Annotated in this window: 18 protein-coding genes; 7 read left to right on the top strand and 11 right to left on the bottom strand. The window is 40.8% G+C overall.

Annotated elements, in window-relative coordinates:
- Positions 1-87: 87 nt before the first annotated feature.
- The 8 genes from ALPR1_RS18925 to ALPR1_RS18890 form a co-directional block, all read right to left on the bottom strand.
- Positions 88-729 (bottom strand): hypothetical protein, encoded by a 642-nt coding sequence (locus tag ALPR1_RS18925; protein WP_008203098.1) that lies wholly within the window; start codon positions 727-729, stop codon positions 88-90.
- A gap of 764 nt (positions 730-1493) precedes the next feature.
- Positions 1494-2255: an SDR family NAD(P)-dependent oxidoreductase gene (locus ALPR1_RS18920; protein WP_008203097.1), complete on the bottom strand. Its 762-nt coding sequence runs from the start codon at positions 2253-2255 to the stop codon at positions 1494-1496.
- Between the two features lie 25 nt (positions 2256-2280).
- A complete protein-coding gene (locus ALPR1_RS18915; RefSeq protein ID WP_008203096.1) occupies positions 2281-3999 on the bottom strand; it encodes an IlvD/Edd family dehydratase in 1719 nt (572 codons plus the stop codon).
- Between the two features lie 77 nt (positions 4000-4076).
- Positions 4077-5051 (bottom strand): glycosyltransferase family 61 protein, encoded by a 975-nt coding sequence (locus tag ALPR1_RS18910; protein WP_008203095.1) that lies wholly within the window; start codon positions 5049-5051, stop codon positions 4077-4079.
- A 49-nt stretch (positions 5052-5100) separates the two neighbouring features.
- A complete protein-coding gene (murA, locus tag ALPR1_RS18905) occupies positions 5101-6408 on the bottom strand; it encodes a UDP-N-acetylglucosamine 1-carboxyvinyltransferase (protein WP_008203092.1) in 1308 nt (435 codons plus the stop codon).
- Positions 6408-7064 carry a DUF4290 domain-containing protein gene (locus ALPR1_RS18900; RefSeq protein ID WP_040303909.1) on the bottom strand — a complete coding sequence of 219 codons (657 nt, stop codon included), beginning with the start codon at positions 7062-7064 and terminating at the stop codon, positions 6408-6410. The genes murA and ALPR1_RS18900 overlap by 1 nt, the downstream gene beginning before the upstream one ends.
- Before the next feature lie 66 nt (positions 7065-7130).
- A complete protein-coding gene (locus ALPR1_RS18895) occupies positions 7131-9389 on the bottom strand; it encodes an ATP-dependent helicase (protein WP_008203087.1) in 2259 nt (752 codons plus the stop codon).
- 227 nt (positions 9390-9616) lie between these two features.
- Positions 9617-10453, bottom strand: coding sequence for a lysophospholipid acyltransferase family protein (locus ALPR1_RS18890; RefSeq protein WP_040303021.1), 837 nt, complete (start codon positions 10451-10453; stop codon positions 9617-9619).
- A 117-nt stretch (positions 10454-10570) separates the two neighbouring features.
- Here ALPR1_RS18890 and ALPR1_RS18885 point away from each other — a divergent pair, with 117 nt between their 5' ends.
- The 7 genes from ALPR1_RS18885 to ALPR1_RS18855 all read left to right on the top strand — a co-directional run bounded on the left by ALPR1_RS18885 (position 10571) and on the right by ALPR1_RS18855 (position 17115).
- Positions 10571-11170 carry a sigma-70 family RNA polymerase sigma factor gene (locus tag ALPR1_RS18885; protein WP_008203083.1) on the top strand — a complete coding sequence of 200 codons (600 nt, stop codon included), beginning with the start codon at positions 10571-10573 and terminating at the stop codon, positions 11168-11170.
- Positions 11171-11183: 13 nt separating this feature from the next.
- Positions 11184-11453, top strand: coding sequence for a hypothetical protein (locus ALPR1_RS18880; RefSeq protein WP_008203082.1), 270 nt, complete (start codon positions 11184-11186; stop codon positions 11451-11453).
- 3 nt (positions 11454-11456) lie between these two features.
- Entirely contained in the window at positions 11457-12035 is a 579-nt protein-coding gene (gmk, locus tag ALPR1_RS18875) for a guanylate kinase (RefSeq protein WP_008203080.1), read from the top strand.
- Positions 12032-12598, top strand: coding sequence for a nicotinate (nicotinamide) nucleotide adenylyltransferase (gene nadD / locus ALPR1_RS18870; RefSeq protein ID WP_008203078.1), 567 nt, complete (start codon positions 12032-12034; stop codon positions 12596-12598). The genes gmk and nadD overlap by 4 nt, the downstream gene beginning before the upstream one ends.
- A 210-nt stretch (positions 12599-12808) precedes the next feature.
- On the top strand, positions 12809-13945 hold the full coding sequence (locus ALPR1_RS18865) for a 6-bladed beta-propeller (protein ID WP_008203076.1): 1137 nt from the start codon (positions 12809-12811) through the stop codon (positions 13943-13945).
- A 305-nt stretch (positions 13946-14250) separates the two neighbouring features.
- Positions 14251-16032 (top strand): glycoside hydrolase family 15 protein, encoded by a 1782-nt coding sequence (locus tag ALPR1_RS18860; RefSeq protein ID WP_008203074.1) that lies wholly within the window; start codon positions 14251-14253, stop codon positions 16030-16032.
- 183 nt (positions 16033-16215) lie between these two features.
- Entirely contained in the window at positions 16216-17115 is a 900-nt protein-coding gene (locus ALPR1_RS18855; protein WP_008203072.1) for an N-acetylmuramoyl-L-alanine amidase, read from the top strand.
- Positions 17116-17155: 40 nt separating this feature from the next.
- Here the strand turns inward: ALPR1_RS18855 and ALPR1_RS18850 are convergent, their stop codons facing one another.
- The 3 genes from ALPR1_RS18850 to ALPR1_RS18840 all read right to left on the bottom strand — a co-directional run bounded on the left by ALPR1_RS18850 (position 17156) and on the right by ALPR1_RS18840 (position 24509).
- On the bottom strand, positions 17156-19330 hold the full coding sequence (locus ALPR1_RS18850) for a bifunctional alpha,alpha-trehalose-phosphate synthase (UDP-forming)/trehalose-phosphatase (protein WP_040303907.1): 2175 nt from the start codon (positions 19328-19330) through the stop codon (positions 17156-17158).
- Between the two features lie 199 nt (positions 19331-19529).
- Positions 19530-20873 carry a vanadium-dependent haloperoxidase gene (locus ALPR1_RS18845; RefSeq protein ID WP_040303906.1) on the bottom strand — a complete coding sequence of 448 codons (1344 nt, stop codon included), beginning with the start codon at positions 20871-20873 and terminating at the stop codon, positions 19530-19532.
- 333 nt (positions 20874-21206) lie between these two features.
- Entirely contained in the window at positions 21207-24509 is a 3303-nt protein-coding gene (locus ALPR1_RS18840; RefSeq protein WP_008203067.1) for a VCBS repeat-containing protein, read from the bottom strand.
- Positions 24510-24516: the final 7 nt, after the last annotated feature.

The following is a 24516-nucleotide window of genomic DNA, read 5'->3' as shown; positions in this document are numbered from 1 at the left end:
TCAATTCATCCCAATGTTGATTTTGTTAATTGCATAAAAAAAGCCGTTTGCTAAATAGCAAACGGCTTGAATTCTTTCGAATGAGGATTAATTTACTGAGAGACCGGAAATCCAGATAAAGCGCTTTCCATTCGCTCCCATATGGTCTTGGGCGAAGGTCAGCGGCCCTACTTGTTTCTCATTTTCCCAAGTCCAAGTGGCACCTTGTTCTCCATTTCCTCTTCGGAATGTCCACTCAAGAATCTTGTTGTTTTCGTCTAGGTATAGATCGTAAGCATCTCCTGGAGTATAACCGTCACCTGAGTTATAGATTATAGTCAATTTGGTTGAGTTGGTTCCTTTTAAAGGAGAGCTTACTCCTTCTTCGGTCTCGAAGGTATAACCGGAATCCCAACCCAATTGGAAAGGCATCATCGCCCAGTATTTATCATTGATAAAGGCTTTGTCTGCCGGAGGCAAAGAATCTGCCATCAAGCTGTAAGAATAGGTTGTATCCGCGTCAGTGTAATCAACTGTTTTATCTTTCAGGTTCCAGAGATATGTTCGGGCAATAGAATTCACAGAATCCCGCTGAACATTCCATGTAAAGCCTATGGTATTTACCTGATCCATTTTATCAAAACCGTATGCCATCGCTACTTTCATAGGGAGGGTGTCGGGAGTGGTTTCCTTGGGTTGGCAGGAGCTCAATGCCCAGATTAAAAGGATTACAAAGCTTAGGTTTTTCATGGTGTGTTGTTTTTCAAAGTATATAAGTTACAATGAAATCGATTTGTTTTTAATTATTAGCGAAATAATTTGAGGTATTGCCTTTTTTATTGACGTGGTCTGTTTCATTATCGCTCTGGCCCGTGTCTCCACGGGCCACTGTTAATTCAGGCTGTTAAGACACAGCCTGAGGCTAAGGTCAGCAATAGGACACATTTGTTACGGGCTGTGAAGACACAGCCCGAGGCTGAGAAATAATTCAACTGGATTGCCACTCCGCCGCGGCGGATCGCAATGACGGGTTAAAATGTCGTTTTGTAGGTGAATGAATTTTGGAGGAACTCCCTTAAACTATCGATTGTATATGGCCTGTTTAATTATTGCCCGTGACCTGTTTTATTATCGCCCTGGCCCGTGTCTATATTGCCCGTGGCCCGTGTCTCCACGGGCCACTATTATTTCGGGCTGTGAAGACACAGCCCTAGGCTGAGAAATAATTCAACTGGATTGCCACTCCGCCGCGGCGGATCGCAATGACGGGTCAAAATGTCGTTTTTAGGTGAAATGAATTTTGGAGGAACTCTCTTAAACTATCGATTGGACATGGCCTGTTTATTTATTACCAGTGGCCTGTTTCATTATCGCCGTGGTCTGTTTATTTATTGCCATGACCTGTTTTATTATCGCCCTGGCCCGTGTCTATATTGCCCGTGGCCCGTGTCTCCACGGGCCACTGTTATTTCAGGCTGTGAAGACACAGCCCGAGGCTTTAAGGGAATAGAAAATTACTCATAAGGAGAAGGACTGATACTCGTCCAGCCCCCATCCACTACCAAAGTTTGACCCGTGATATGTTTGGATGCATCGGAAACCAAAAAAGCTGCTGCCGAGGCGATGTCCTCAGGTGAAGCAGGACTTCCAAGAGGAGTCAGTTTCGACCAGGTTTTTTCATAATTTGGATCCAAGGCTGTTCTATTCGTCATGGTGGCTCCAGGAGCAATGGTATTCACTCGGATACCAAAAGGAGCTAATTCCAAAACCAAGTTTTTTGCAAGCATCTCAAGAGCTGCTTTACTCATCGCATAAGCGGCAAGATTTTCATGGCTTTGGTGTGCCGTGACGGAGGAGGTAAGCAGAATCGCCCCTCCCTTGCCCTGAGACTTCATTTGTATTGCTGCAGCCTGTGTGAGGAAGAAATTCCCAACTTGATTGACTCGCGTCACTTCCAAAAAATCTTCCCTTTTGTACGAGAGAAAATCCCCAAACAAAGTAATTCCTGCATTTGCAATGAGTATGTCTACTGAGCCAAAATTTGAAACGGCGGTTTGGATGAGTCTATCGATGATTTTCTCATCACTGGCATCTCCACCTACGGGGATTGCGGGCACACCATGCTGGAGGGAAATTTTATCACAGGCTTCCGTGACAAGATTTTCCTCCAGATCATTTAGTACTAAGTTGATACTTTGAGCGGCTAATTTTTCTGCTATGGCCAGGCCAATTCCTTGTCCAGCGCCCGTGATAATCGCAGTCTTTCTAGCAGTCATAATTACTCAGATATGGTTTTTCCTCTTAGTGGGAATCTCTTTTTACCTCTGAACCAGAACTCCCCTGAAGGAAATCAAAGTCGACTCCATCATGCGCTTGGTTTACTTTGTCCAAGAATAAATTCACATACCCTCTTTCATAAGGCAGTTTCAAAGGTTCAAATTCAGCTTTACGTTTCTCCATTTCCTCCTCAGATATCAAGAGGTTTAAGGTTCTGGCAGGAACATTCAATTCTATCAAATCTCCATTTTTCACCAAAGCCAATGGGCCTCCAATGGCTGATTCTGGGGAAACATGAAGGATGACGGTGCCATAGCCCGTTCCACTCATTCTGCCGTCAGAAATTCTGACCATGTCTTTGATTCCCTTATCCAGGATTTTCTTAGGTAGCGTCATATTGCCTACTTCCGGCATTCCGGGGTATCCTTTTGGGCCTACATTTTTCATGACCATGATGCAGTTCTCATCAATGTCCAAGGCAGGGTCATCGATTTTGGCTTTGTATTCATCGATGTTTTCAAAAACTACTGCTCTGCCTGTGTGTGTAAGCAAGTGTGGAGTTGCTGCAGAAGGTTTGATTACGGCACCGCTGGGACATAAATTTCCTTTTAAAACAGCAATCCCAGAGTCGGGCTTGATGGGCTTTTCCATGCTACCGATGAGGTTCCTATCATAGCATTCAGCCTTTTCAATATTCTCTCCTATGGTTCTTCCATTGACCGTAATAAGGTCGGTGTGCAATTCCTTTTGCAGTTCCTTCATCACTGCCGGAAGTCCACCAGCATAAAAGAGATCTTCTACCCAATGCTCTCCTGAAGGTTGAACATTGGCGATTAGAGGGATTTTTGATGAAAAATGGTCAAAATCTTTCAGATCCAACTCAACACCTATTCTCCTGGCTATGGCCGTAAGGTGCAAGATAAAGTTCGTAGAGCCACCCAAAGCTGCATTTACCATAATGGAATTTTCAAAGGCTTTACGGGTAAGAATCTTACTCATTTTGAGATCCTCATTGACCATCTCGACAATTCGCATTCCTGTCATATGCGCCAAGACTTTTCTTCTGGAGTCCGCAGCAGGAATGGTGGCATTATCAGGAAGGGATAAACCAAGGGATTCTACCATACCGGCCATGGTGGATGCAGTACCCATCGGGGCACAGTGGCCGACCGAGCGGGACATTGCAGCTTCCGCTTCTATAAAATCTTCCTGAGAAAGTTTCCCGGTTTTAAATTCTTCGGCAAATCGCCAAACATCTGAGGTGCCTATTTTTTTACCTTTGAATCTTCCCACCAGCATAGGGCCTCCAGAAAGAACCATGGTAGGAAGGTCTACAGATGCTGCACCCATTACTAAAGAAGGAGTCGTCTTATCACATCCGCACATCAATACCACACCATCCATTGGATTGGCTCTAATACTTTCTTCCACATCCATACTTGCTAAATTTCTAAATAGCATGGCGGTGGGTTTGATAGAGCATTCTCCCAGTGACATGACAGGGAATTCTAAGGGGAATCCTCCTGCTTCCCAAATGCCTCTTTTTAAGGCTTCGGCAAGATCTCTAAAATGTGCGTTGCAAGGGGTCAGTTCAGACCAGGTATTACAGATTCCGATTACTGGTTTGTCCCCTTCAAATAAATGATGAGGGAAACCCTGGTTTTTCATCCAGGATCTATAGATAAATCCATCTTTACCGGTTCTACCGTACCAATCCTGACTTCTTAGTTTCTTCTTTTTCATAGGTTATTTTAGGCTTTTCAGCTGAGAATTTACCAAAAAAATTGTGAAGGAAAGAAGAGTGAAGAAAGGAAGTTAAATTAATTTTTCAATTGGTTTAAGGTTTCTTCCAAAGACTCAAGATTGATGGTGAAATCTGTCATGATGGTGTCTTGGCTATCCCCTTGATTTAGAGTGTAGTAGTAGGGGAGGTTAAGTGCATTTGCCAGATTAAAATAGCATTGCGTGTCCGAGTCTCCATTATTTCTGAGTTCAACTACTTTGCTCCCTTCAGGAAGGAAAAGCATATTGGTAAGAGCAGCTCCATGCAGTGAAACCAATATTTTTGTCTCCGACATCAAGTCAATCTGTTCTTTTAGACTCATCTTTTCAGTATAAATCACCTCAAATCCATGTCTGATCATCAGGAGCTCCACATCGATTTCGTTGTGGGTTTTCCTTTTGTTAGCATACTTCCTACTGATATAAATGAGTCGGGAAGGAGTAGATTTCGGACTGACACTAAGCCTTTCACGAGTCATTTTGGTCAAGTCTTCATGAAAATTGGGGAAGCTGGAGGTTCTGGGAGTAAGGACTAAATTTTTTACCCAGATGTTTTCCTGAGATTGGTAATAGGTGGGCTGTATGCCCAGCAATTCCAAACTTTGGCTCACATAGGGAAGGTGTCTATAGGAGTCATGGAGAATGACTCGATCGGATAAGCCAGTATTAAGCCCTAGCCAAAGCCTTGGAAGGCAATCGGTCATCCAATGGAAGTAATTAGCACTCCATTCGTCTTTTACCCAAATCCCATGTGGGATGGTTCTCCATTTTTTCAAGGCACAATACACCACCCTTTTACCAAGTGGGAGCGGGCCAAGAGAATTCACATGCGTATGCGTGGCATAAAAACTCATGTGGGATGGAGAGAAAACAGTGTCCTGCAGGATCGCCACATTCTCCAAATGATGGATAGGGCGAACCCGGAAACTTACTTGATAAGCATCCAGAAATAATTTTTCGTCCTCTGGACGAAGATTAACTGGTGGATTTCTTTTGACGTAAATTTCCTCCATTTAACAAAAATATATTCTTTAAAAATGCGCTGCTTTGAAGCTTAGAAGTTTAAGGTAACCTCTCGATTTCTGCTCCCAAGGCATTGAGTCGTTCATCGATATTTTGATATCCCCGGTCGATTTGCTCAATATTATCTATCACAGAAGTGCCTGTAGCTGATAAAGCGGCAATCAATAAGGAAACCCCGGCTCTGATATCAGGAGAGGTCATTCGAATCCCTTTCAAAGGATATTTTCTGTCCAAACCAATCACAGTAGCTCTATGTGGATCGCATAAAATAATCTGCGCTCCCATGTCGATTAATTTATCTACAAAGAATAAACGACTTTCGAACATCTTTTGGTGTACTAGGACTGTACCTTTTGCTTGCGTGGCGGTAACTAAGACAATACTAAGTAAGTCAGGAGTAAAGCCAGGCCAAATAGCATCGGCCACGGTAAGGATAGATCCATCAATAAATGTTTCTATCTCATAGTGTTTTTGAGCAGGGATATGGATGTCGTCTCCCTTAATCTCAAGCTTGATGCCCATTCGACGGAACGTGTCAGGGATAATTCCCAATCGGTCTACTTGCGCGTCTTTGATCGTGATCTCGGATTGGGTCATGGCAGCAAGGCCAATGAACGATCCAATTTCGATCATATCAGGAAGCATCTTATGTTCTGTACCGCCCAATTTATCCACTCCTTCGATGTGAAGTAAGTTGGAACCTACACCCGTGATCTTTGCTCCCATGCGGTTGAGCATGTCACAAAGCTGTTGAAGGTAAGGTTCGCAGGCAGCATTGTAGAGCGTAGTTTTTCCTTCTGCCATGACTGCAGCCATGACAATATTGGCTGTACCTGTCACAGATGCTTCATCTAGAAGCATGTAGCATCCTTTCAGGTCTTTTCCATCAATGTGGAAAATCTCGTTTTTGGAATCGTAATGAAATTTAGCTCCGAGTTTTTGGAAACCGAAGAAATGCGTGTCCATCCTGCGACGACCGATTTTGTCTCCTCCGGGCTTGGAAAGTTTACCTGTACCAAATCTGGCTAAAAGTGGACCTAAAATCATCACAGATCCTCGTAGGGAAGAAGCTTTCTTTAAGAAATCTTCTTTCTCCAAATAGTCAAGATTAACTTCGTCAGCTTTAAAAGAGTAAGACTCTGGACCTAGTTTGGTCACTTTCACTCCCATATCACTCAACAACTCTATTAGCTTGTTGACATCGCGGATATTGGGAATTTTATGAATTGTTACTTCCTCTGGAGTAAGTAATACAGCACAAAGGATTTGTAGGGCTTCGTTTTTTGCTCCTTGGGGGATGATTTCACCTTTCAGACGGTTTCCACCCTTGACCCGAAATGATGCCATTAATTTCTACGTTTTTTATGGTTGTTTCTTCTCTTGTTGTTATGCGAACGCTTGTTTTTATGGTTGCGATCGTCTTGTGCTTGTGGAATTTTAAAATCCCTTCGGGTATTGGATTCAAAAAGTCCATTTTCTTTCACCTTCTCCAAGTCGATATGAAGTTTCCCTTTTGAAAGGGTCTTGATATCATCTAGGATGATCTGATCATCAAAATTATCCCTGTTCCAAGTGGTGTGAAAGCTTCGCATCAACTGGCCGATAAAAATAATTGCTTCCTCTTGCTCCTCATCGTTTTCGATGGTGATGGCATTTTCGATCAGCTTCTCGATATTCCTACCGTAATGCTTGAATTTGATCTCACCTTTTGGGTAGCCTATCGGGCTTGGCTTTTTGCCTAAGAGTTCCTTTTCAGGCATTGGAAAAGGGCTGTCTACATCCAATTTAAAATCAGACATGATGTATAAATCATCCCAGAGTTTCTGATCATTTTCCTGTTTAAGGGAAGGATTCAGTTGTTTGATGATTTCAATTGCAGTATAGGCACCCGCCGTGCGCTTATCCCGGTTTTCAAGACTGGTGATATAATCTACCAAGCTTTGAACGTTTTTGCCGTATTCTTTCAAAATGAGTCTTTGTTTGTCTGGTTCTTGTTGCTCCATGTGTCCTCCCATTTTTGCATAGTAAAAGGTAGCAAAAAAATCCCAAAAAGGTCGGAAGGCTGGTGATTAGTCTATAATTCTGAGCTTTGCAAAGCTAAGTAATAATGTTTTCTCCCCAAAATGTTCAAATTGAATCGTTGCTTTTCTGTTAAGTCCTTCTGTTTCAATTTTTTGTACTTTTCCAAAGCCAAATTTCGGATGTTCCACCAATTGTTCTGCTTTCAGATTATTCGTATTGGATGGTTTGAAATCCGGACTTGGCGTGTGCACCTTCATTTGCGTAGGGGCACGTCTTTCCTGTTTCTTTTTAATGCCGATAAAGCCTGAGCCTCCCGGAGGTCCCTCTTTTCTGAAGGCTCCAGACATTTCCTTACTTGCTACTCTCTTATTCACTTTGATGCAAGCTGGATCCACTTCCTCTAAAAACCTGCTGGGCTCACAATTTAACAATCTACCAAAACGATAACGAGTCAATGCATAGGTAAAGTATAATTTATCCATGGCTCTTGTTGTGGCCACGTAAAATAACCGCCGTTCTTCTTCAAGGTCTTCTCTGCTCTGCATCATCATTTGGGATGGGAATAGGTCTTCTTCCAAGCCTACCACAAACACCTGCTTAAACTCCAGGCCTTTGGAAGAGTGGATGGTCATCAGCGTAATAGCTTCTGTTTTGTCCTTATCCTGATCATTATCGGTGAGCAAGGCAATTTCCTGAAGAAAAGCTCCCAGGCTTTTATCCTCATTCTCTTCATTGTCCACATACTCTTTGATCGCATTCAACAACTCTTGTACGTTTTCGTATCGGTTGAGTCCCTCGATGGTCTTGTCCTCGTATAGCTCTCTCAATAAACCACTTTGCTTGGCGATTGTGTTGGCCGCCTCGTAAGCATCTTTTCGCTCCACGTCGATCTGAAAAGCTTTGATCATGGTAGCAAAATCAGAAACGGAATTGGAAGCTCTTCCCGGAAGAAAGCTGTGAGCATTGGTGACTACTTCCCAAAGCGGAATATCGTGTTCATAGGCTGCCACGAGCATTTTTTCGACAGAAGTATCTCCCACGCCTCTTTTGGGGTAATTAATGACTCTTTTGAATGCCTCCTCATCTGCGGTGTTTACTGTAAACCTCATGTAGGCCATGAGATCTTTGATTTCCTTTCTTTGGTAGAATGATAGGCCTCCTACGATTTTGTAGGTCAGGTTCATTTTTCTCAGCGCCTCCTCCATGGATCGGGACTGGGAGTTGGTACGATAGAGAATCGCGAAATCGTTATTGCTGAGTTGCTTGTTGTTTTTCTCTTCAAAAATGGTGTTGGCAACGATCCTGCCTTCTTCATTATCCGAGCTGGCCTTGATCAGTTCAATTTGATCACCATCCGGATTGGAAGTCCAAACAATCTTTTTGAGTTGGGCTTTATTTTTATCAATAATGGAGTTTGCTGCTTCCACGATGGTCTTGGTCGAACGGTAATTTTGCTCCAGCTTCACTACAAAAAGATCTGGGTAGTCTTTTTCGAAGTTTAAGATATTTTGGATATCTGCCCCACGGAAGGCATAGATACTTTGCGCATCATCCCCAACCACACAAATGTTTTGATGTACTGCAGCAAGTTTTTTGGTGATGAGGTACTGGGATACGTTTGTATCCTGAAACTCATCCACCATGATGTATTTAAATCGTTGTTGGTACTTATTCAGAACATCGAGATGATCTCTGAAAAGAATGTTGGTATTGAAGAGTAAATCATCAAAATCCATCGCGCCGGCCTTGAAAAGACGCTCTTGGTATCGTTGATAAATTTCACCCATTTTAGGTTTCATAGCCGCTTCATCGTCTGCTTTGACGAATGGATCATCCTGGTAAGCTTGCCAGGAAATCAGTCGGTTTTTAGCTCCAGAAATTCTGGATAGAACCGTATTGGCTTTATATACTTTATCATCCAAGTGCATTCCCTTGACGATCGAGCGAATCAGGGATTTAGAGTCATCTGCATCATAGATGGTGAAATTAGAAGGGTAACCTATTTTCTCAGATTCTACTCGTAAGATTTTTGCAAAAACCGAGTGAAAAGTTCCCATCCAGGTATTTCTAGCTTCCAGCCCAGCCAAAGACTCAATCCTATGCTTCATCTCACTGGCGGCTTTATTGGTAAATGTCAGAGAGAGTATATTGAATGCATCCACCCCTTTGGCGTAGATCAAATGAGCAATTCTATACGTTAATACTCTGGTTTTACCGGAGCCAGCACCTGCAATGATCATAACAGGTCCATCCGTGTGTTCTACAGCTTCGCGCTGGGGTGGGTTTAAACTTTCTAGGTAATCCATTTTTGTTGAGATTCAAGAAACATGGTCAAAGGATCAAGATTCAAGTATTAATTTCTAGTGTTAAGTATCAAGTATCAAGATCCAAGTATTAAGAACCAAGAATTGAGCTATTAGATATATGGTTCATAATCTGGGAATTTATTTAGAAAATCGAAGAAGCCATTGGGCAATTTCCAACAATGGGAATCTTTAAATTTTTCAATTTTCCAATTTTTTAACTCCTTAGGTTAAATTTTCCATCTCTTATGGCTCCAGAGGTACATGTCTGGCTGTTCTCTAATATTATCCTCTAGCATTTTGCAAAAAGTATCTGTGATACTGTGAGGTTCATGGGAATCGTAAGGAGGCTGTGCCAGAGGTATAAACTCATAGTGATAATAACCTCTTTTCACCTTTTTTAATTTCCCGTAATGAACATGCAAGTTCATTTTCTTAGAAAGCACCTCAGCACCTTCAAAGAATACTGCTGGTCGATTCAAGAAATTTCTTTTGTATCGATTTTCAGAAGCTGGAGGTCGCTGATCAGATCCCAGGAGAACAATTCTAGGATCTCTGCCTAAGGTAAGCATGGCTCTTCTAAACTCTTTCTTTTCTGTCACATATCCGCCAAACCGTGTCCGAATTTCTTTAATAAGGTTATTAAAGAAAGGATTGTTCACTTTTAAGTAGACAGTTTCTATTGGAACTTCAGAGTATAGATTAGTTCCGACTACACCCATTTCCCAATTGAAAATATGTCCGGTAACCATCAATGAGCTGACCCCTTGTTTTACCGGAGCATCTAGCCCTTCCTGATTGACAATAATGAACCTGCGGCGAAATTCCTCTTCCGAAATTGTCAGGATTTTGATGGTTTCGGCAAATGTGTCAGTAAAGTTCCTATAAAATCGGTTTCGGATCTTTTTTCGCTCTACCTCAGAAAGTTCGGGAAATGCATAATAAAGGTTTTCATCAATCACTTTCTTTCTATATCGAATCACATATCTCGCAACTAAGTACAGCAGATCTGTAATCCAATAAAGAACAAAAAGGGGAAGTCTGGAAAGCAGCTTGAAGAAAAACATACAATGTAAAGGGGGATTTGGCCTGAAAGCCATTTTCAACAAACAAAATAAAGGAAAAGCAGGGAAAACTTCCCGATTCCTAGTTATAAATTGACTCAATTATTACTTTTGGAACTTATGTCGGAAGTACAGCGAAGGAAATATTCTCAGGAAGAGAAAAACACCATCTTCGATGGAGAGTTTATGCCACACATAGACTCCATGTATAATTTTGCCTATCGACTCACATTTGATGAGGACGATGCGAAAGATTTGGTGCAGGATACATATCTCAAGGCCTATAGATTTGTGAACTCTTTTGAGCAGGGAACAAATGCCAAGGCATGGCTGTTTAGGATCCTGAAAAACAGCTTCATCAATGAATATAGGAAGAAAAGTAAACAGCCTGCTAAGGTAGATTATCAGGAAGTTGAAACTTATTACAACTCAGATGATGTTCAGTATCAAAGTACTTCTGATCTCAGAGCGGAATCTGTTAAAGATATGCTGGGCGATGAGATCTCCAATGCATTGAATAGCCTGGCAGTTGATTTTCGTACTGTGATTATCCTTTGTGACTTAGAGGGATTCACATACGAAGAAATGGCAAAGATTTTGGATATTCCGATTGGAACCGTTCGTTCGAGGCTTCACAGAGCAAGGAATTTACTAAAAGAGAAGCTAAAAGGATATGCCCAAAATATGGGCTACGATACGGACGAAGAGGAGGCAATATAAAGTAGAATTACTCATGGATATGAATGAAGAAACATCCGGTGCGCGTAAATTGAGGTGCGACGATACCAGCAAGTGTTTTGAATTGCTGGAAAGTATTCTGGACGGGGAAATGGATAACTCCAAGGAAGTCCTGAAAGATAAATTGGCAAAATGTCAACCTTGTTTTGAGCATTATCATTTAGAACAAGCAATTCGGGATGTATTGAAAACCAAATGCACCAAACATGAAGTGCCCACTGAATTAGCTGATTGTATTCGTCAGAAGATTCAGGATATCAAATAGTTTATGACCCACGGCAAAGCCATTATTTTTTCCGCACCCTCGGGTTCGGGAAAAACCTCATTAGTCAGACATCTGATTCAAAAAATCCCAAATTTGGGATTTTCTATTTCTGCCTGTACCCGAGATAAAAGAGGAAGGCATGAAGTACATGGCAAAGACTATTATTTTTTAAGCCAAGAGCAATTTAAAAAGCATATTGATCAAGACGACTTCATCGAATGGGAGGAAGTTTATGCAGGGAATTTTTATGGAACCCTGAAAGAAGAAATTCAGCGTATTTGGGATTCTGGTAAAGCCGTAATTTTTGATGTGGATGTCAAAGGCGGTTTGGCTTTGAAAAAATACTTTGGAGACCAGGCTTTGGCGATTTTTGTGAAAGTGCCCTCCTTAGAGGTTTTGAAAACTAGGTTGAGTGACCGGGGTACAGAGACTGAGGAATCCCTATCCAGAAGAATATATAAAGCGGAATTTGAATCAAAATTCGAACCGCAGTTTGATGTGACCATCGTCAATGACGACTTCGCTGTATCCTCTGCCGAAGCTGAAAAATTGGTCGAAGATTTTTTAGCCAAAAAAAAGTGAAAATCGGACTCTATTTCGGTTCCTTTAATCCCATTCACATTGGGCATTTGATCATTGCTGATACGCTGCATGATCGGACCGATTTAGACCAGGTTTGGTTTGTGGTCAGTCCCCAAAATCCTTTAAAAAAACGTCAGTCCCTCATTCACGAATTTGACAGGTTGCGGATGGTGGAATTAGCGATAGAGGATAATTTCCATTTCAGAGCTTCGGATGTGGAGTTTTCTATGCCAAAACCAAGCTATACTATTGACACGCTGGCTTATCTAACAGATCAATACCCGCAGCATCAGTTTTGCTTGTTTTTAGGTTCGGATAACCTGACGCAGCTTAAGCGCTGGAAAAATTACCAGATGATTTTGGACAATTATGAGATTTTTGTTTATCCACGCCCCGGAGAATCCAAAACATTTGAGCACCCAAAAATCCAGCTGATCGATGCCCCTTTATTGGATATCTCAGCAACTTTTATCCGAAAATCAATTCTTGCTGGGAAGTCCGTCAAATACCTCCTTCCTGATGGAGTAGCAGATTATATCCGGGATAAGAAGTTGTATCAGTAGGCATTCAGTCTCAGGTTTCAATAGGCAGTCGCAGTGTTTTGTTATTCATGAAATAGTAGGTTATACGTCATAATTTTCTCTTGAAATAATTTTTTAGTTATTTTTAAACTAATTCTTGCGATTAAAAAAAATTAAATATCCTTACAACGAAGTCTTAAGTGAGGCTTTGATTCCGGCCGGGATTTTTTTTTAAAATTCAGCATTAGGCAAATGAAAAAATTACAATTTTTTATTTTAGTAATTTTTATTAGCTCTTGTCAAAAACCAAAACAAGAGGGAATTATCACCATCCCCACTGAAAGTGCAAAAGAAAAAAATGTTTCAAATTTGGTGGAGGAAGTCTCTTTTTATCCTCTTTTCGGTGAACTAGGGCAGGTTCCTTATGGAGTTGAAAAAATAGTTTTAACTGAAGAGCTTATCCTACTTGGTGATTTCAACTTTTCCCAATCACTTTTTGCATTTAATAGAGCGAATGGAAAAGCTATTACGGTACCTATTCAAAAGGGTGAAGGACCAATGGAAGTAAGAGAAGTAGATGACTTTTGGGTAGACGGTGACTTAATTTATGTTTTGGATGGAATAGGAAGAAAAATTCTTCCCATATCTTATTCAAATCTTGAACTTATTCTCAAAACACCTATTCAATTAGAAATTCCTGTCAGAAGATTTGCCAAGACAAAAGATGGATTTGTTGGCTTGACGGGAGGCGGACAGGAAAATGAATTAGCATTCTTTGATCAAAATGGAAAATTGATCTCAACGCATTTTCCCCATTCAATTTCCTATTTAATGCTTCCGTTAAATCCATTCCAAAAAATCCCAAAGGCCGATGGATTTCAAATTGTTTTTCATTCCAATTTTGATCCTGTTTTTTATGATGTGGGAGAAGGGTTTTTGGCCACTTATGACACTTTAAGATATAAAGGTGAAGCAATTAAAGTTCCTGAAAAAACTGATTTTGTTATGGATTTGGAAGGGTTTGAACAATACCGTGGAACTTTAAAAGATCAACCTTCTCTGTTCATGGTTTTTGAAAGTTCTGCAGACCAATCCATCTTATTGTATTCCCTTAAAAATGAAACCAACTTTGCTTTATTTTGGGGTGATCAGCATATTTCATATCCATCAAAGAACTTGATAAATGATTTAACTTTTGATTATAACATAGGGATGCCAATTGCGATGGGTGCCTCTGAATCAAAATTTTTAACTACCATCCACAAAGAGCATGTCAATCAAGAGGATCCCGAATTTGAAGGGTCCAAATTGCAAAAAGCAATACTTAGTAATCCAGAAGTTGAAGTTTTTCTCATGGAATTTCGTTTGAAGACTAACACTAAATTATAGCTTAACTAAGTCCAAAGGACACTTTTTTTGGTTGAATTTGATTTTTAGTATCTGGTTTAGCTCCTGTTCCAAGCTTGAGGTTTATTATGCTTCCTAGATGGATTTATTGGAATATATGGCGAATAGGAGGACAGGATTTTTGCATACTATTCCCTTTTTTACTTTCTTGAAGATTGACCCAAAAAGCCTGACTTTTCAAATTCAAACCTGACCTTAATGAAATCGAGCATTTCGTAAACGATATCCCTAGGCTTATTATACGCTATGCAAGATTCCATCTGACCATTAAAAACATTTAAAAACAGATGAAAAAACATACCTACGGAAGTGGACTGATTGGCAATTGTGCTTATATCGCCCACGTAGAAGAAGATACTAATATCTCATGGCTTTGTCTCCCTAGATTCGACTCAGACTTTATTTTTGGGGGCATGTTGGATCGAGAAAAAGGTGGACAGTTTACCATCTTACCTGAGAAAGGCAAATTTGAATCTACACAAGTATACCGGGAGAATACCAATATTTTAGAGACGACGGTAACTTATGGGGAAAACAGCTATAAAGTAACTGATTTTGCTCCGCGGTTTAAGAATTTTGACAGGTATTATAGGCCATTGATGCTAATCCGTAAAATTGAGTCAGTTAAGGGTGGACCACATGTCAAGATCAAATGCGAACCTGTATCGGATTATGGAAGGATGAAATTAACTCCTAGCCTCGGGAGTAACCATATTCGGTACATGGGGATTGAACAGGAATTGCGACTGACAACGAATGCTCCCATGAGCTATATCATGGATGAGAAGGCTTTTGCACTGCATCGCCCTATTTATCTGGTCTTTACCTATGGCAGACCTTTAGAAGCTCCTATTGAGACTACTTCTGAGCGTTTTCTCCATGCTACTACCGCTTACTGGCAGGAATGGGTGAAGTCTACCAGTATTTCCAATTTCCATCAGAAATTGGTTTTAAGGTCAGCTCTCATATTGAAGATACACCAATACGAGGATACCGGAGCAATTATCGCCGCTTCTACTACCAGTTTGCCAGAATCTCCAGGATCTACCCGAAATTGGGATTATCGCTATTGCTGGATTCGTGATACCTATTATACATTGACCTGCTTTAATAGCTTGGGTCACTTTGAGGAATTAGAGAAATACTTTGAATTTATCCACAACTTAATACTCGGTGAGGATGGGCGTTACCAGCCCTTGTACTCGATTACTGGGAATTCTCTTTTGACTGAGGAAATATCAGAGTTAGATGGATATCTTGGGAATAAACCTGTTCGCTTTGGAAATCAGGCTTATACTCATATTCAAAATGACCTGTATGGGCAGGTTTTGGTTTCCTTATTGCCTCTTTATTCTGATCAACGATTTACCGAGGAAGAAAGAAGTAGCTCCCGACCCATGATTTTGAATTTGCTAGATAAAATCGAAGCGACGATGAATGAAAAGGACGCGGGGCTTTGGGAATTTAGAAACTTGGCTCAGGAGCATTGTTATACATTCCTCTTTCACTGGGCTGGTGCTTGTGCTGCCGCAAAAATTGGGATTCGCCTGAAAAGTGATAAAATGTACCAAAAGGCGATTTATTTGCGAGATGAAGCTGCTAAGAAAATTGAGTCCTGTTATCTGCCAGACCGTAAAGCCTATGGTCAGGCTGTAAACTCTAAATACATGGATGCCTCCACATTACAACTGATTACTATGGGGTATTTTGGAGATGATCTTGAGCGTGCAAATAATCACTTAAAAGCTTTGGAAGAAGATTTGTTGGCAAAGGATTTCTTATTCTACAGATACAAGCACATGGATGATTTTGGCGTTCCAGAGACTACCTTCCTGATTTGTGCATTTTGGTATATTGAGGCTTTGGCTTGCGTAGGAAGATTAAATGAGGCTGTAGAAGGATTTGAAACTTTGACGAAGTATTGCAATCACCTTCATTTGTTCTCAGAAGATGTTGATCAAAAAACAGGAAGCCAATGGGGGAATTTTCCACAAGCTTATTCCCACGTAGGTTTGATGAATGCTGCTTTCCGAATTGGGAAAAAGCTGGATCAGCCTAACTTCCTTTAAGCAGTGTGATTGCATATTTTCTGCGGGTAAACTGCTAAATAACTCCATGACATATTTCATATCGTCCTGCTTCTCCTGAAGCAGGACTTTTTTGTTTATGCTGTTCTTTCTCATTTTTTATAGCTGGTTTTCAGACTTAGTACAATACTTGTAGCTTCCAATTCTGATTAATTTGTACACCCCATGAATTACGATAGAATTACATCTGCCTTCTTCTTGATCTGCGTGTCTCTGCTTATTGTTTCCTGCGCATCAAATCCATACAAGAAGATCAATAAAGAGTATGAGAAAAATGTCAAAGATGTTTCTGCAGCTTATTTGGAGATTCCTAAAACCAAAGAGGAACTTAATTATGACACGCTTAGCATCACGGATGAGTGGGTAGGAACCACCAATTTCAGTATCAGAAGACCGAATTTTGTGATCATCCACCATACAGCCCAGGATTCACTGGAGCAAACCATCAGGACTTTTACCCTGCCACGAACTCAAGTGAGTTCTCATTATGTAATAGCAAAAGATGGTACGATCGTACAAATGCTCAATGATTATCTTAGGTCCTGGCATGCCGGAAGAGGGAAATGGGGAAGTGTAACTGATTTGAATTCAGTTTCTATAGGTATTGAGCTAGATAATAATGGATTTGAACCCTTCCCTGAAGCACAGATCGAAAGCCTACTTATTCTCTGTAAAAGATTAAAATGGAAGTATGGCATTCCTACAGCTAATTTTATTGGGCACTCCGATATTGCTCCTTCACGAAAGGTAGATCCCAACCGGTTTTTCCCTTGGGATCAACTTGCCATGGAAGGATATGGTTTTTGGTATGATGTCGATGAAGTATTTCCTGTGATCAACCCAAAGGATGATCAAACTTCCATTCCATTAGAAAATACAGACACTCTATTAAAAGATAGTTTTGATCCTATCATGGCTTTGAGAATCATAGGATATGACGTAAGTGTTCCTAGCAATGCCATTCAATCTTTTAAACTTCACTTTGTGCAAGGGGAGGAGTTTAGTACAGAATTGACGGAGTTAGATCTGAGGATTTTGAAAAATCTATATAAAAAATACCTGTAAGATTTACTCCTACAGGTATTTATTTTGAAGCTCCTAGAAATTATTGAGTCAGCTTATGTAATAGCTGTCTGACTTGTTTGAATGACTTGATATTGTAATTAGCCTGTGTGTAAGCATAGCCAACTCGAATGGAATAAGCATTCTTAGGCATGGCTTTAAAGGTATCTTCATCCGTCCAGTCATCACCGATTGCTAATACAAAATCAAACTCATGGCCTTTCATTAGGGAGGTAGCAGCTCTACCTTTATTGATATCAGGTCTCTTGATTTCCAATACCATATTTCCTTCCAATACTTGGAGATTATGACCTCTGGCCATGTATTTCAGGTGACTGAAAAGCTCTCGCATCCTCAAATCACCCAATCCGCTTTCCACTTTTCGATAGTGCCATACTAGAGAATGGTGCTTTTCTTCGATAAAGGCTCCTGGAGTTCTTAAAACATAATATTCCATGACATTTCGGATATCATCTTTCCAGGTGTCATCTATTTCTGCATATAATTCCCAGTCAGTTTTTTGACCTTTTCGATGAACCCAAACTCCATGTTCGGCTATCATGTCAATATTTTGCCCTTTAAACCATTTGCCAAGAGTGTCTTTATCTCTTCCCGAGATAATCACTACCTGAGCTTTTGAGCTTAGATCTTTAACGAGTTTCTTCAATTCAGCATCTGGTACGGCATCTTGTGGGTTTGCAGTAAAACCGGTCAGGGTACCATCGTAATCAAGGAAGAAAATAGGATTGGTCGCTTTCTTGAAACTGCTTTGGATTTCATTGAGAACTTTTGCGTCAACATCCTTAGAGGTAAGTTCCGCCTGCTTTTCCTTGACATGCTCCACGCGATCCATAAACACTTTTACCCACTGGAAAACATCGTATTTTTTGAGGCTTTCCTGCATGGCCTTGATCCGCAGTTTTTGCTCACTCTCCTTCATGGAAAGGCCCTCGTAGATAGCATCTACTACTCCTTGTCGGTCATTAGGGTTGACAAGAATTGCATCCTGAAGTTCCTTGGAGGCTCCTGCCATCTCTGATAAAATCAGGACTCCCGTCTGGTTGGTTTTACTCGCTACAAATTCCTTACAAACGAGGTTCATACCATCTCGAAGAGGCGTAACCAATGCCACGTCAGACATGCTGTAGAAAGCACTCAGTTCTTCAAATGGGAAACTTCTATAGAAATAATGTACAGGAACCCAATCCAGCGTGGAGTATTCACTGTTTATTCTTCCGACCAGTAAGTCAATTTCTTCTTTGAGTTCTTTATAGGATTGTACTCTGTCTCGGGAAGGAACTACGACCATGATCATGGAGACCTTTCCTCGAAGTTCTTTATGCTGCTGAAGTAATTGGTCAAAGACATGGATTCTTTGGGGGATACCTTTAGAGTAATCCAGCCTATCAATGGTGAGAAGAAGTTTTTGATCTCCGACTTTTTGCCTAAAGTCCTTGACGATATTTTGCGTTTTACGGCTTTTTGCTTGCTTGGCAAATTTATGGTAGTCTATTCCCATTGGGAAAGAATCCACGTTGATGATTCGGTTTTCTGCTTGTATGTAGCCACTTTGGCCAGACATCCCTGTGATCCTACCCACGGCACTTAAGAAGTGGCGCATGTCATCATAGGTGTGAAAACCTATCAAATCAGCTCCACAAACACCTTCCAGAATTTCCTTTCTCCAAGGGATCATACGGATGATCTCGTAGGATGGGAATGGGATATGTTGGAAGAAAGCGATAGTTGCCTCAGGGAGTATTTCCCTAAGCATTTGCGGAAGCAACATGAGTTGATAGTCATGTATCCAGATGGTGTCATCCGGATCTGCTTTTTTGACTATTGCCTCACAGAACTTTTGGTTGACCCGCACATAGGCATCCCAGTGATCGGGATTGTAAATCATGTATTGGGTAAAGTAGTGAAAGGCAGGCCATAGCGTTTCATTGCTAAAGCCTTCATAAAATTGTTCTACATCTTCTTTCGAGAGAAAAACAGGTGCCATTTTCAAGGCATGCAACTCGATGATGATCTCAGCTCTTTGTTCCGCGTCATCCACGGTATTGCCAGGCCAACCTATCCAAATATTTTCTCCTGATTTGTAGATAGAGTCTAGACCGGTAGCAAGGCCTCCTGCACTAGGTTTAAATTCAAATTTTCCATTGCGGTGCCGTAAACTGATCGGCAGTCGGTTTGATACAATTATGGTTTTTGCCATTGGTGATTTAGTAGTTGAAAAACAAGGATGGAATTCGTTTTCCATCCAAAAAGGCATATTCGAGAAGATAGGGAATATAGACGTGATTTAAAACTAAAATAGGGCTAAAAGCCCCATTCTTCACGTTTTCTTTGTGATTTCTTAATATTTTGAAACCAGAAAAGTATAAAAAAAGCAGTCTGTAAAAGACTGCTTTCTATTAATTTGCTTGTGCCACTTGATCAGGTTTTGTGTGAATCCTATCCCAAATAAACTCTCCTATAGCAAGTCCCTGACTTACCCCATAGTCGATTGCCGGCATGTAATGAATTCCTCCATAAAATCTGCTGATGGCCGCCTCTTGATAGGCTTGGCTGAATGAATCGTATTCTCTAACGGGTAGACCATAAGCAACTTCTGAGCTGTCAACTAAGTGGAACTCATCTCCGAATAATTTTCCTAAGGTATATCCGGCTGCAGAAGAAGCTACACTATGCCCTGAAGTGTGTTCAGGAAATGGAGGGGTTTGCAAAATGGGTACCCACTCTTCATCTATGTATTGGTTGATGTAGGTTTCTGGCCTGATCAAATTACTTCTATATTTTTCATCCCAGCAGGAAATAAAAGCTTCATTCAAAGCAATTCCTGTTAAAGAGAATGTTTCTGCTGTTCCTTTCCAGTCTTTTCCGGCAGCTTTACTAGCGATTCCAGCGATACTCATCCAGTGGCCTCCTGGAGTGATTTTTTTCTCAGCAAACATCACATGCCCTTTGACATTCATTTTATATGGGTTGCAATCCCAGAAAAGGGCAATATTCTGCTCCTCTTCTCCTGCATTGACTGCCGCGTCATAAACTTCCTTCGCGACTTTATAAAATTCAGAGCCGGGCTGATCAGAAAATGGAGGGGGTGCTAAAGGCTTAAACTGCGCTGCAGAGTCCAAAACAAATGTTCTGATTTTGTTCCAATGAGGTTCTATTGCCTCCATGTAAGCAGGTGGGGTAGGTTCCCATGTTCCTATTTCACCTGTAACTGTGAATTTTGGGAAGGAACGACTTTGATGGTAATTATCCTTGGAGGAATAAGCTTTGATTACATCTCCCACTTCTTTGCCATAAGCGATGGAAGCTTCGAAAACATCCTCTGGAATTCCTTTTTCTTTCAACTCCTGATAAACGGCATCTCTGTGCTCATTCATCATATCTTCAGAGAAGATTAGCCCTGTACCAACGTAGTAATAAGCGGCAAGTGAAGCCAAAGGAGGGTAAACCTTTTCAGAAGGAGTGAAAGTAACTTTCTCAGAGCCATTGAGCTGACCCAAAAGGGATACATAATTCGGGTCCACACTAGCAGCAACTTCATAAGCAGCTAAGCTTGAGTAAGAATAAATCCTCGCGGCTACTGGCGGGGAAAAGATGTCGTGTATGATTACTTCTGTAATTCTATTTTGGGCATTGTTCAAGTATGACCCATCAGTAATTGCATCTGAGTAATCTACTTGTTCTTGGCAGGAAAGCACTGAAAGGAGCAGTCCTAATCCAAATATGGTTTTAATAATTCGCATACCTAAGTAACGGTGATTGGTAAATTGGGTGGTAAAATTAAGATAATCAGAGGCCAAGCTCAAGTTTTTTAACTTTTGATCACCTTTTTTTTGGAGCTCCAAAGCTATTGGTTTAATAGGATTATGCAAATGATTTTTCTCACCTTTTCATTTCATTTGCCAATCCATGATTAGAAGATACTAGTAAAATTCTTTTGCCAGCAACAGGATGAGATGCTATTTTCCTTTTTTCTTTAAGGTAGGAACCACAAAAAAAGCAAATTTTTAAAGTATGTTCAATTCATTGATAATGGGTCACGATTCTCATGAAATCCTTGAGTATTTCCTAATGTCTCATTTGTAATCCCAAATCTCAGCTTCAGCACTATTTTTTACTACGAGAAGTTTTTTGTTTTCCAGTAGTTCAAAAGCCCGGATATCCCCGTCTATTTTGAGACCATGGGCTGCATTTGTCCAATAATCAAATGTTCCATCACCTTTTCCCAATAAAACCTCTCCATAGCTGGCATCGTATTTTCCTGCTTCCGGTTTTGCCTGAGCTAGGTTTCCTCCCAGAATCAAATCCAAATTTCCATCCTCATTCAAATCTAACACTGCAATTGCGAAAACGTAGGAACGTTGAGCCAGGACGGGGAATGGTTTCCATGTGAAATTTCCATTTCCTTCATTCATGAGCACTCCAGATTCTAGATTGTTCACTTCGTTGATGATGGATTGATTGACAATTTCAGGAGGAAAAATATCTGTTAAACTTTCATTATTGTAATTACTATACCGCAAATATTTCTTTTTGACAGAAGGGATTTGGCGCTCCAGTTCATGTTTTAAGGTATATGGTACTTGGACTCCCTCGACTTCCTGGGCGAAAATATGTTCGACTGACCCATTTTGATCAAAATCATTCAGGAACATTTTCACAGGAGAATCAGGAGTGATTTTGAATCGTGAATTCAATCCATTGTTCCCCAAAATCAAATCAGGAAGTCCATCATTATTAAAATCCGCTACTTCCACCGCCCGGTACCATCCTTTCAATGTTTCAAGTTCTGGCATTTCAATTTTTTCGAGATTGCCATTGGTGTTTTTCAAAAAGATTGGAGCGGTCCAATCACCTACTAAAACCAAATCCTCGTTTCCGTCCTTATCCCAATCGAGCACTGTGGCATCGGTAATCATTCCAAGATTTTTCAGGCTTGGAGCAAGTGTGGCTGACTTCTCTGTAAAATTACCCTTTCCGTCATTGATCCACAATTGACTGCTCGCAGGAGCTCCATAAGTAAACGGAACCAGCCTACCTCCAACAAATAAATCTAATGCTCCGTCTTGATCGACGTCGATCAAATTGACTGTACTACTGCTACCAAAAACCGTTGTGAATCCTGCCGATGAATTTTTGGTGAAATTTCCATTTCCATCATTAAGATATAAGCGGTCTGCCAAATCGATCGAACCAAAACCTGATTCATTGCCTCCAGACGTCACAAACAAGTCCAAGTCGCCATCCGCATCTGCATCGAAAAAAACAGCATCTGTATCCTCAGATGATGCGTCTTTAAGGAATGCATCTTGGGGACTTTCGTAATATTCTCCTAAAGGGGAAGCGAGATAGAGTTTTGCAGAGAATGTTTTGGCTCCCCCAAAAAAAAGATCTTCCAACCCATCACCGTTTACATCTGCTTTGGCAAATGCCGGTCCCTCCGTAGAATACATTAAATAGGTCAATCGGTCACGATCAAAATCTACGAAGGGATTTTCCTCATGCAAGAAACTCAATCCTGGGTTTTCAATTTTGCTAAATTGTTGGCTAGTAGGTTTTTCAAAAAAAGATTTTCCAGAGGGCATTTCTATTGCATCTTCCCAATTTAAAACCAGCAACTGATCTGCAACTTGATTTTTTAGCTCAGTGTATTTACCGTCAGGCCATAAAATTTCTATTGATTCCAGCTTTGCCAAATCCCCTAATCCTATCGTGATTTTAGGGTCTACGGAAGATTGGAATCCTCGATTAGGCATTTGCTCAGCATAGAATATTTCATCTTCCGATTTCAGACGGATTTGGGTTCCTATGGCAAAGGTGTTTTTTCCTTTTCCCTTCAACTGAATTTGGATGAAGTGATGTGTTGGATGGATATAATTCCCCTGATTTTTGAAGATCTGGGCGGGTTCATTGACATTATTCACGACCAGATCAAGTGTCCCATCATTGTTTAAGTCTCCATATGCAGCGCCATTGGAATGGATTGCTTGGCTAAGCCCCCAATCTTCAACTTTATTTTCAAATTTCAATTCGCCCAAATTTTGGAAGGCATAATTGGGAATTGGGTTAATAGGAATCGGATCGACTAAGGCTTTAAAATCAACCCCTTCCTGAGAGATGATTTGACTTTTGGTGTTCTCGTCGTCAATGAAATTTAAATAATCCAGGTCTGTGATGTCCTGATAAATACCATTCGCTACAAAAATATCCCTTAACCCGTCATTGTCCATATCAAACATCAGAGCTCCCCAACTCCAATCCGTAGCCTCAACATTACTGAGCCTGCCTATTTCGCTGAAGGTGCCATCTCCATTGTTAAGGTGGAGCATATTTCGTGAAAACTGATAGTGATATCCGTAGTTCTTGTTGAACTGGAACTTGTCCCAATTTTCAAAAGTGGTGACTTGCTTTAGTTTGGCTTGCGATTCCGGAAGCATGTCAGTCACAAAGATATCCAATAGTCCGTCGCCATTGATATCAGCTATGTCTGCACCCATTGATGCTGCACTGATAGAGCGCATGGACTTTTCCAATGATTCAGTGAAGGTTCCATCCTGATTATTGATGTAGAGGTAGTCTTTTTCAAAGAAATCATTGGATATGAAAATGTCAGGCCAAGTATCCTGATTGACATCTCCAATGGTTATTCCCAGACCAAAGCCTATTACTGAGCCATAAATCCCGGCTTCTTCGGAGACGTCTTTGAATTTCCCATCGTCATTTCGAAAGAGTTTATCACCCCCTACCATGTCTCGCTTGATTCTCTCATTCTGCATCTTGTTGAATGAGCCAATTGCCTGATAGGAATTATTCAGTAAATAGACGTCCAGATCGCCATCTTTGTCAAAATCAAAAAATACCGCATGTGTAGAGTAGCCATGATCCGCCAATCCGAAAGTCTCAGCCATTTCTATAAAGGTCCCATCTCCCTGATTGATAAAAAGTTCGTTTTGTTTGTTGTCTCCAGAAATGTCACCTGAATTGCATACATAAATATCCAGAAATCCATCCCCATCAACATCAGCCATAGAGACACCTGTGCTCCAGGCTCGGGTTCCAGCTACTCCAGCTTTTTCGGTAATGTCCTCAAATTTGAAATCCCCTTTGTTGAGATAAAGTTTATTCGGTCCCAAGTTGGCGGTAAGATAAAGATCCACAAGCCCATCGTTGTTGATATCTCCAATGGCCACACCTCCACCGTTATAATAGTTTCGGTAGGTGAAAATGTTGAAATCTTTACTAAAACTTAAGTCGTTTCGAAAATCTACTCCTGAATTCGCCTGCTCAATTTCCTGAAAAAGCGTCATTTGTTTTTCCGTTTCTTCCTTGCAGGAAATAAGTAAAACCACTATGATAAGCCTTGCTATTTGGTTCCTCATGAAATGC

Source organism: Algoriphagus machipongonensis (assembly GCF_000166275.1).
GTDB classification, from domain to species: Bacteria; Bacteroidota; Bacteroidia; order Cytophagales; family Cyclobacteriaceae; genus Algoriphagus; species Algoriphagus machipongonensis.
This window is presented reverse-complemented; position numbering and strand designations above follow the sequence as displayed.

Excerpts from the sequence above, each read along its gene's own strand:
- ALPR1_RS18925 (WP_008203098.1), bottom strand. The coding sequence starts at position 729 with ATGAAAAACCTAAGCTTTGTAATCCTTTTAATCTGGGCATTGAGCTCC.
- ALPR1_RS18920 (WP_008203097.1), bottom strand. The coding sequence starts at position 2,255 with ATGACTGCTAGAAAGACTGCGATTATCACGGGCGCTGGACAAGGAATT.
- ALPR1_RS18915 (WP_008203096.1), bottom strand. The coding sequence starts at position 3,999 with ATGAAAAAGAAGAAACTAAGAAGTCAGGATTGGTACGGTAGAACCGGT.
- ALPR1_RS18910 (WP_008203095.1), bottom strand. The coding sequence starts at position 5,051 with ATGGAGGAAATTTACGTCAAAAGAAATCCACCAGTTAATCTTCGTCCA.
- murA (WP_008203092.1), bottom strand. The coding sequence starts at position 6,408 with ATGGCATCATTTCGGGTCAAGGGTGGAAACCGTCTGAAAGGTGAAATC.
- ALPR1_RS18900 (WP_040303909.1), bottom strand. The coding sequence starts at position 7,064 with ATGGAGCAACAAGAACCAGACAAACAAAGACTCATTTTGAAAGAATAC.
- ALPR1_RS18895 (WP_008203087.1), bottom strand. The coding sequence starts at position 9,389 with ATGGATTACCTAGAAAGTTTAAACCCACCCCAGCGCGAAGCTGTAGAA.
- ALPR1_RS18890 (WP_040303021.1), bottom strand. The coding sequence starts at position 10,453 with ATGTTTTTCTTCAAGCTGCTTTCCAGACTTCCCCTTTTTGTTCTTTAT.
- ALPR1_RS18885 (WP_008203083.1), top strand. The coding sequence starts at position 10,571 with ATGTCGGAAGTACAGCGAAGGAAATATTCTCAGGAAGAGAAAAACACC.
- ALPR1_RS18880 (WP_008203082.1), top strand. The coding sequence starts at position 11,184 with ATGGATATGAATGAAGAAACATCCGGTGCGCGTAAATTGAGGTGCGAC.
- gmk (WP_008203080.1), top strand. The coding sequence starts at position 11,457 with ATGACCCACGGCAAAGCCATTATTTTTTCCGCACCCTCGGGTTCGGGA.
- ALPR1_RS18865 (WP_008203076.1), top strand. The coding sequence starts at position 12,809 with ATGAAAAAATTACAATTTTTTATTTTAGTAATTTTTATTAGCTCTTGT.
- ALPR1_RS18860 (WP_008203074.1), top strand. The coding sequence starts at position 14,251 with ATGAAAAAACATACCTACGGAAGTGGACTGATTGGCAATTGTGCTTAT.
- ALPR1_RS18855 (WP_008203072.1), top strand. The coding sequence starts at position 16,216 with ATGAATTACGATAGAATTACATCTGCCTTCTTCTTGATCTGCGTGTCT.
- ALPR1_RS18850 (WP_040303907.1), bottom strand. The coding sequence starts at position 19,330 with ATGGCAAAAACCATAATTGTATCAAACCGACTGCCGATCAGTTTACGG.
- ALPR1_RS18845 (WP_040303906.1), bottom strand. The coding sequence starts at position 20,873 with ATGCGAATTATTAAAACCATATTTGGATTAGGACTGCTCCTTTCAGTG.
- ALPR1_RS18840 (WP_008203067.1), bottom strand. The coding sequence starts at position 24,509 with ATGAGGAACCAAATAGCAAGGCTTATCATAGTGGTTTTACTTATTTCC.